Here is a 6,683-nt window from a genome sequence, read left to right as displayed (position 1 = left end):
GCAATAAAAGGAAGCTTATCAAATATCCAGATTATGCTTACCGTGTGAGACTTTCGCCTTCAGGTAACTCTCATTTCCCGACTTGATATGTGCAGAAGTATTCACCACTTCTTCAATCTCAATACCGAAAGATTTCAGCTCATTGATCTTCTTAGGGTTGTTAGTAACCAAGCGGATTTTTGTGGTTCCTAAAGCGCGAAGCATTTCTGCCGCTTCGGTAAAGTCGCGTAAATCATCACCAAAACCTAGGTGGTTATTCGCTTCATAGGTGTTCATGCCTTCGCTTTGCAGACGGTACGCATCGATTTTGTTATACAAACCAATACCACGACCTTCTTGGCGTAAGTAAAGAATCACTCCCCCCGTCTCACCCATAATTCTGATGGTTTCATCTAACTGCTCACCACAGTCACAGCGAGAAGAATGAAAAACATCACCAGTCAGGCACTCAGAGTGCATACGAACAAGAGGTATGTCTTGTGTCTTATCCGCTGATTTAAATATCACAGCAACATGCTCTTTATCTGTTTTCAATCCATGAAAAGACAGAAGTTCAGCATCAATACTGCTTGTTACCCCTACTTTGAAATCTATTCTGGCACGCACTTCCGCCATAGCTATACTCACTTGAAAATTCGATGTATTTAACAACACTACACTATATGTCTAGGCAATATTTTGTAGCTAACTATCTAATGATAGACACTATGAGGCTGTTAACAATTTTTTTCAAGGTCGACCACGTACAAATTGTTATATTATAACAATTAATTTTCTGGGTAACAAAAAACCCCACGTTGGGATGACCAACATGGGGTTATAAATCAATCAATTGCGGCTAAGACTACACTTTTTGCGGAACGATCAGCTTAGTTGAGTTTGCTTCCAGATAACAAGCTGCACCCAAGCATTCTCTAATTCACTTAACTCTTCTTGTGTCAGTGTAGAGATGCTCGACTTTGCACTGTATTTTTCTGCCCATTTATCAGAACGGACATGAGTATAGAACTCTTTTTTTAAATTTGAGATTACGTTATCCACAAACACATCCTTATATAACAGTGCTTAGCCTTTATAATCCGTTAATATTACAAAATACAGCTCAATTGGTAAACAGTAATACACAATTTTTATGAGTCATTCCTAACACTCGCTACTGATAAATATACAAACAAAAGAAATAATAGGCTCGGTAACAACCAAAGTAATATGTTTGAAACACTCATTGCTGGCTTATAAAGCACAAATTCACCAAACCTTTCTGTCATGTACTGAGTGATTTCATTGTTACTCTTCCCTGCTTTCACCATATTGAATACAACAAGGCGTAAATCTTTTGCTATGGGAGAGTTCGACTCAATCAAATTTTGATTCTGACATTGTGGACAGCGCAGCGATTTTGCCAAACTAATAGCACGCTGTTGTTGATTAGGGCTTTCAAACTCAAATAACTCTACCTGAATGCTTGTATCTTTATCACTCGCCGTAAACAAATCCTCAGCTAATACAGGGAAGTTGACGACAATAGCAGCGCTAAGTATGAGCACTATGTTGAGTAGGAACTTCATCATCCATTTGTACCTTTAAAATAGTGAGCGAGTTCTTTACGCCAAACCGATTCATTAATCACACCTAGCAACTTCTTCACTATTTGGCCTTCAGCATCGACTAAATACGTCTCAGGAGTACCGATTACGCCCAGCTCTAAAGCCAACTTCCCTTGAGGATCACTGATCACAGTTGAGTATGGGTTGCCATCGTTGGACAATACATTGAGCGCTGCCCCAGGGTTATCTCGATAATTGAGACCCACAATTGGAATGCCTTTCTTCTGCAGTTCGAGTAAAAAAGCGTGCTCGGTTTTACATATTCCGCACCATGAAGCCCATACATTGACCAGTTGGTAAGGATGCTGAGTAATATCAGAAAGCGTAAGCTTAGCCGTTTCAGAACTTAATATTTCAGAGCTTAATGCTTCAGAATCGAATGACTCATCAGTAACGAGTTTTTCTGCCGTAAATTCAGGGAAAGCCCTTTTTTGCTCTGAAACGCTGGTCGTTTGTTGCTTATTGTCGAGCGCATATGAAAATGCAACGACCAAAGCAACAGCCACTGAAAATAGAGCAATGAGTTTATTACGAACGCTGGTATGCATACTGTGCAGCCTTAACGGTTTTCTTTTTACGATTGGTCAGTGAAAGCACAGCACCTAGAATTGAGAACAACCCACCAAACCATATCCAACGAGCATACGCTTTGTACTGAACTCGAAATGCATAAGCGGTAGCGTCAACTTTCTCACCCATGGTGATATACACATCGCCATGCCAGAACCATTTCATTGCGGGCTCGCTCATGTTCATCACTCGAACTTGGTAATGTCTTCTTTCCGGCGAAATAGAAAAACTTTGCTCGCCAGTATCTAGCTTAAGTATCGCCTTTTCAGCGGTAAAGTTTGAGGTGACATAAAGCTCTGTATCTTCATGAGCAAGCGTCCAGTCCATAAACTCCACCTGTTCATCTGGGCTTAATTTATAGCTGCGCTCAAACGAGTGGTAACTGTTCATTGCAGCACCTACAGCTAAGACCGCGACACCAACATGGGCAAATGTCATCACCCAGACTTTTCGTTGGAACTTGGAACTGCGCGTTACCGCTAAGCCATAAACATGAGTGAGTAAAACCCAAAATGCGAGTGCCCATGTCATCAGAGCCATCACTTGTCGTTGGACTTGTTCCACTTGCCAAGAATAACAAACGTAACCCAATGCCAACGACATAAGAACTAACAATGAAATAACACCTTTGGTTGCTTGAGGTTTAACACTCAACAATGGGGCTAAGCCAACCACGCCAAGTGCAAGCAAAGCCAAAGGTGCAATCAACAGATTAAAGTATGGCGCGCCCACCGATATGTTACCCAGCCCAAGCAGTTCAAAGACCATTGGATAAAATGTACCAAACACCACAACAGCGGTCGCTAATACAAAAATGAGCACCGCAACTAGGCTTAAAAAGCTCTTACTGTCGAAGCTAGTAATCGGGTTAGATTCAAAAGATTCCCCTCTGATGATAAGAAGAGAGAAAGAGCTCACTAGCACCAACATCAATATAAGTAGCAGTGCGATACCTTTAGTCGGGTCAACAGCGAAAGCGTGTACCGATGTGAGTACACCAGAACGAACAATAAATGTGCCTAGTATACTCAAACAAAATGTAATGAAAGCAAGGCTTAGAGACCACTTCAGAAGCTGTTGTTTACCTTTGGCAACACCTAAACAATGCAGCAAGGCTGTCGAAGTGAGCCACGGTAACAAACTGGCATTTTCAACAGGGTCCCAGAACCACCAGCCGCCCCAGCCTAATTCGTAATACGCCCACCAAGAGCCAAGAATGATCCCTGCGGTTAAAAAAATCCAAGCGACTAGACACCAACTGCGACAATGGGCAACCCAATCAAACTCAATAGGATCAACCAGCAAAGCGGCAACGGCAAATGCCAGCACCACAGAAAAGCCGACATAGCCAAGGTAAAGTAATGGAGGGTGAAAGATCAGACCGACATCTTGCAACATTGGATTAAGGTCACGCCCTTCTAACGGCAAAATCGAATTCATTTCAAATGGGTTTGATGCGAATAAGGTGAACCAAGCAAATATCGCGAGCAGTAGATTCATTACCCACAACACACGGCTTTGGTATTCATTCGAATAGTGTTTTTGTAAGGCAATAACGCCAGACCAGACGCTGATCGTCAGTACCCAAAACAACAAGGAACCTTCATGGCCTGCCCATACGGCTGCAAGCTTAAAAAATGAGGGTAATTGAGTATTTGAATGTTCAGCGACATAGAGGATAGAGAAGTCATCACTGACAAAGGCATAGCCAAGCAATGCGACAGAAGTGACAGAAAACAATGCACTTGAAAGAGAGAAACTGCGGACTAAACTTATATTTTGCGTCCGTTTGTTTAGCATTTGATAAAACGAATGCACACCAATAATGCTACTGAGTACAGCAACCAACACTAAACTAAACAGCCCCAAAGAACCGACCATATCACCTCAATAAGGCTCCGCTAGAGCAGAGCCGATCTGAACACGCATCTCATGTTTACTAAAAGCATGTTCATTAATAAGCAGATGTCTAGTATCCGACATCTGCTCACTAATAAACTTGCGCGAAATTAAGCTATCGTTAACTGCCCTGCATAAAGAACAAAAGTTCGCAGCATTAATACGCCCATTAGGCTTAGCGAAGTCACGGAGAAAATATACACCGAGCTATGGCGGATTGATGTTGGTGTGACGGCATTCAACAACAACGGTAAAACCATACCAACACCGATGACGCCATACCAGAACCAACTCGCCCAGAAACCACTGCCAATTGCGTTCCATACTGCTTGTTCACTTTGACCACCAGCGAAGATCAGCCCAGTAAAGAAAGTGATAAGAACAAACAACTCAAACATCACTACCGGGCGTTCAAATCCGTGGATCCATGAAATACTCGGGCTATGAGGTGATTCTTTAAAGACCAACACACCAAATAAAATACACGCCGCCGCACCCGAAGATAAACTCGAGAACAAGAACAAAATCGGCAGTACTGGGTTATTCAATAGTGGGAAGGTATTTAAAGCTGACAGCAAGAATCCGGTATAAGCGGCAAGCATCAAAGCAAGAACAGCTAAGAATATTTCCAAAGCATTCTCGAACACTTCTAATTTGCCAATCCAGTTCCCGACAAAGTCGAGTCGCCCTTTTAACCATGTTTGGTCACTCAAGAACACGACAATTTGATCTCTAAATATAATGCCGATCCAAAGGAACAAGATCACCATATACACTTGGAATAAGATCACACCCATCGACATCACAGACGTTGGATTATAGAAGATCATGATCTTCCAAAATGACAGTGGTTTTGTCAGGTGGAAAACCAAGATCAGCAAGCCTGAGATGATCCCAAATGGCGCAAGAAAAGCTGTCGCCTTTAACACACCATTATGAGCAGGATCGCCTTCAATAACCTTGCGCTTAAGGTAAATGGAGATCATTACGGCACCCGCCGACATCCCCGCGAGAAATAGATAGATTGCTATAATCCAGTCCCATACCACGGTACCAGACTGAAAAGCTGCGTCCCATGCACTCATAATCAAATCTCCCCTTTTTGGTGTGGCACTTTATAGAGTTTTGGTTGAGTGCCTAGATAGGCTTTATCTCTGTAAACCACCTCGGATTGAAGTACTTGGTTTATCTCACTCTTAGGGTCATTTAAATCGCCGAATGTCAGCGCTTTAGTTGGGCAAGATTCGACACAAGCAGGCAACTTCCCTTGTGCTAGATTGGTATCACGACAGAAGTTACATTTATCGGCTGACTTGTTCTCTGGATGGAAAAAGCGCACTTGATATGGACACGCTAACAAACAGTAACCACAACCGACACACTTCTCTTTGTGGACATCCACAATGCCCGTTTTTTCATCTTTGTAGGCAGCCCCTGTTGGGCAAACCATCACACACGGCGCGTTATCACAATGTTGGCAAGAGTTACGAGTAAAACGGTAATCAACATTTGGATATTCGCCTTGGGGTTCGCTCTTAATAATTTCTAAGCGCGACACGCCTTCAGGTACTTTATTCACTTCACGACACGCTTCTGTACAAGCAGTACAACCAATACACGCGGTTTCGTCATGAATCATTCCATAACGTTTAGCACCATCTTCTTGAACATTGGCCAACGTTTTACGACTTGTCACCGCCGCAGTTCCCGCGACACCCGTGGTAAAAATAACGGCACCAGCGCCTGCTAAAAAGTTTCTTCTTGAGCAGCTCATAGATTACTCCCCTTCTTTCTTCTGGTTGAAGTCTGAATGGCAATCCACACACAGCTTAATGGTTTGCTTTTTATCTAAGCCCAACACCTTTGCTTCAGTCGCATGAACATCATGGCAGTTTGAACACGTTAAGTTTTGCGCGTGAACATCGTGGGTCCAGCTAGCTTCACGCAGATCATCAGGTTTGTGACAATCGATACATTGGCTATTGGCATCCAAAATTAAGCTAGGATCGAGGAAAACCTTTTCGGTTCCTGGTTGTGATTGAGCCGCGCGATACTTCACCACTTCTGGTGCACCTTCACGGTGATCGGGGCTAATTGAACTATGACAATCGGTACAATTTACTTCACGGCCAAGTAAAGCGTGTGCACTTTCACCATGTGAACCCAATACCGTTTCTTTTGAATCTTTATGGCATTGAACACACTTGTAGTCTTTGTCGCGGATTAATTCGACTTCATGTCTTGTTGATTCTCCTACTGGCGTAACAGCAGGCTCAGCAACAGCATGAATGGAATAACCATAGAGGCAGAATGCTAGAAGGGATTTAAGCATTATGACTATGGCCAATTTAATATTGCCCATTTTATCCTTTCCTTATACCGGCATTATTTAACTCTCAACTAAATAATATTCCGGTTAAACAAAAGTACCCTTAAACGATATTATTACCGCTTAAATGATATCAATTCTTATTTTGGATAAGCCACAACGCTTTCTATAGTTAGAATATACCTCTAATTAGGTAATACGAAATTTGGATAGGTTAATCTGTGAACGCAATCACCCTATTTATACCATGGTCAATCTAGGTAATTGATTGTTATATA

General features: G+C 42.4%; 8 protein-coding genes. All 8 read right to left on the bottom strand.

The window, feature by feature from the left end; all coding sequences use genetic code 11:
• Positions 1–18 precede the first annotated feature (18 nt).
• The 8 genes from ribA to nrfB all read right to left on the bottom strand — a co-directional run bounded on the left by ribA (position 19) and on the right by nrfB (position 6,438).
• Entirely contained in the window at positions 19–615 is a 597-nt protein-coding gene (ribA, locus tag AB4496_RS13710) for a GTP cyclohydrolase II (RefSeq protein WP_009848836.1), read from the bottom strand.
• 249 nt (positions 616–864) lie between these two features.
• A complete protein-coding gene (locus AB4496_RS13705) occupies positions 865–1,041 on the bottom strand; it encodes a hypothetical protein (protein ID WP_009848837.1) in 177 nt (58 codons plus the stop codon).
• Positions 1,042–1,130: 89 nt separating this feature from the next.
• Positions 1,131–1,571, bottom strand: coding sequence for a cytochrome c-type biogenesis protein (locus tag AB4496_RS13700; RefSeq protein WP_102258308.1), 441 nt, complete (start codon positions 1,569–1,571; stop codon positions 1,131–1,133).
• The gene (locus AB4496_RS13695; protein ID WP_102258307.1) at positions 1,568–2,155 is read right to left on the bottom strand and encodes a DsbE family thiol:disulfide interchange protein; all 588 of its coding nucleotides are present in this window, start codon (positions 2,153–2,155) and stop codon (positions 1,568–1,570) included. The genes AB4496_RS13700 and AB4496_RS13695 overlap by 4 nt, the downstream gene beginning before the upstream one ends.
• Complete coding sequence (locus AB4496_RS13690; protein ID WP_102258306.1) at positions 2,136–4,058, bottom strand: heme lyase CcmF/NrfE family subunit; 1,923 nt, start codon at positions 4,056–4,058, stop codon at positions 2,136–2,138. The genes AB4496_RS13695 and AB4496_RS13690 overlap by 20 nt, the downstream gene beginning before the upstream one ends.
• A 128-nt stretch (positions 4,059–4,186) precedes the next feature.
• Entirely contained in the window at positions 4,187–5,161 is a 975-nt protein-coding gene (gene nrfD / locus AB4496_RS13685) for a cytochrome c nitrite reductase subunit NrfD (protein WP_102258305.1), read from the bottom strand.
• Between the two features lie 2 nt (positions 5,162–5,163).
• Positions 5,164–5,850 carry a cytochrome c nitrite reductase Fe-S protein gene (gene nrfC / locus AB4496_RS13680; RefSeq protein ID WP_009848842.1) on the bottom strand — a complete coding sequence of 229 codons (687 nt, stop codon included), beginning with the start codon at positions 5,848–5,850 and terminating at the stop codon, positions 5,164–5,166.
• Between the two features lie 3 nt (positions 5,851–5,853).
• A complete protein-coding gene (nrfB, locus tag AB4496_RS13675) occupies positions 5,854–6,438 on the bottom strand; it encodes a cytochrome c nitrite reductase pentaheme subunit (protein ID WP_009848843.1) in 585 nt (194 codons plus the stop codon).
• Positions 6,439–6,683: the final 245 nt, after the last annotated feature.

Origin of the sequence: Vibrio sp. 10N.222.46.A1 (genome assembly GCF_041473595.1) — a bacterium.
In the GTDB taxonomy this organism is placed as follows: Bacteria; Pseudomonadota; Gammaproteobacteria; order Enterobacterales; family Vibrionaceae; genus Vibrio; species Vibrio tasmaniensis_A.
The sequence above is the reverse complement of the archived record's forward strand: the minus strand, read 5'-3'. Positions and strand labels throughout refer to the sequence as shown.

Excerpts from the sequence above, each read along its gene's own strand:
- ribA (WP_009848836.1), bottom strand. The coding sequence starts at position 615 with ATGGCGGAAGTGCGTGCCAGAATAGATTTCAAAGTAGGGGTAACAAGC.
- nrfD (WP_102258305.1), bottom strand. The coding sequence starts at position 5,161 with ATGAGTGCATGGGACGCAGCTTTTCAGTCTGGTACCGTGGTATGGGAC.
- AB4496_RS13690 (WP_102258306.1), bottom strand. The coding sequence starts at position 4,058 with ATGGTCGGTTCTTTGGGGCTGTTTAGTTTAGTGTTGGTTGCTGTACTC.
- AB4496_RS13695 (WP_102258307.1), bottom strand. The coding sequence starts at position 2,155 with ATGCATACCAGCGTTCGTAATAAACTCATTGCTCTATTTTCAGTGGCT.
- AB4496_RS13700 (WP_102258308.1), bottom strand. The coding sequence starts at position 1,571 with ATGATGAAGTTCCTACTCAACATAGTGCTCATACTTAGCGCTGCTATT.
- nrfC (WP_009848842.1), bottom strand. The coding sequence starts at position 5,850 with ATGAGCTGCTCAAGAAGAAACTTTTTAGCAGGCGCTGGTGCCGTTATT.
- nrfB (WP_009848843.1), bottom strand. The coding sequence starts at position 6,438 with ATGGGCAATATTAAATTGGCCATAGTCATAATGCTTAAATCCCTTCTA.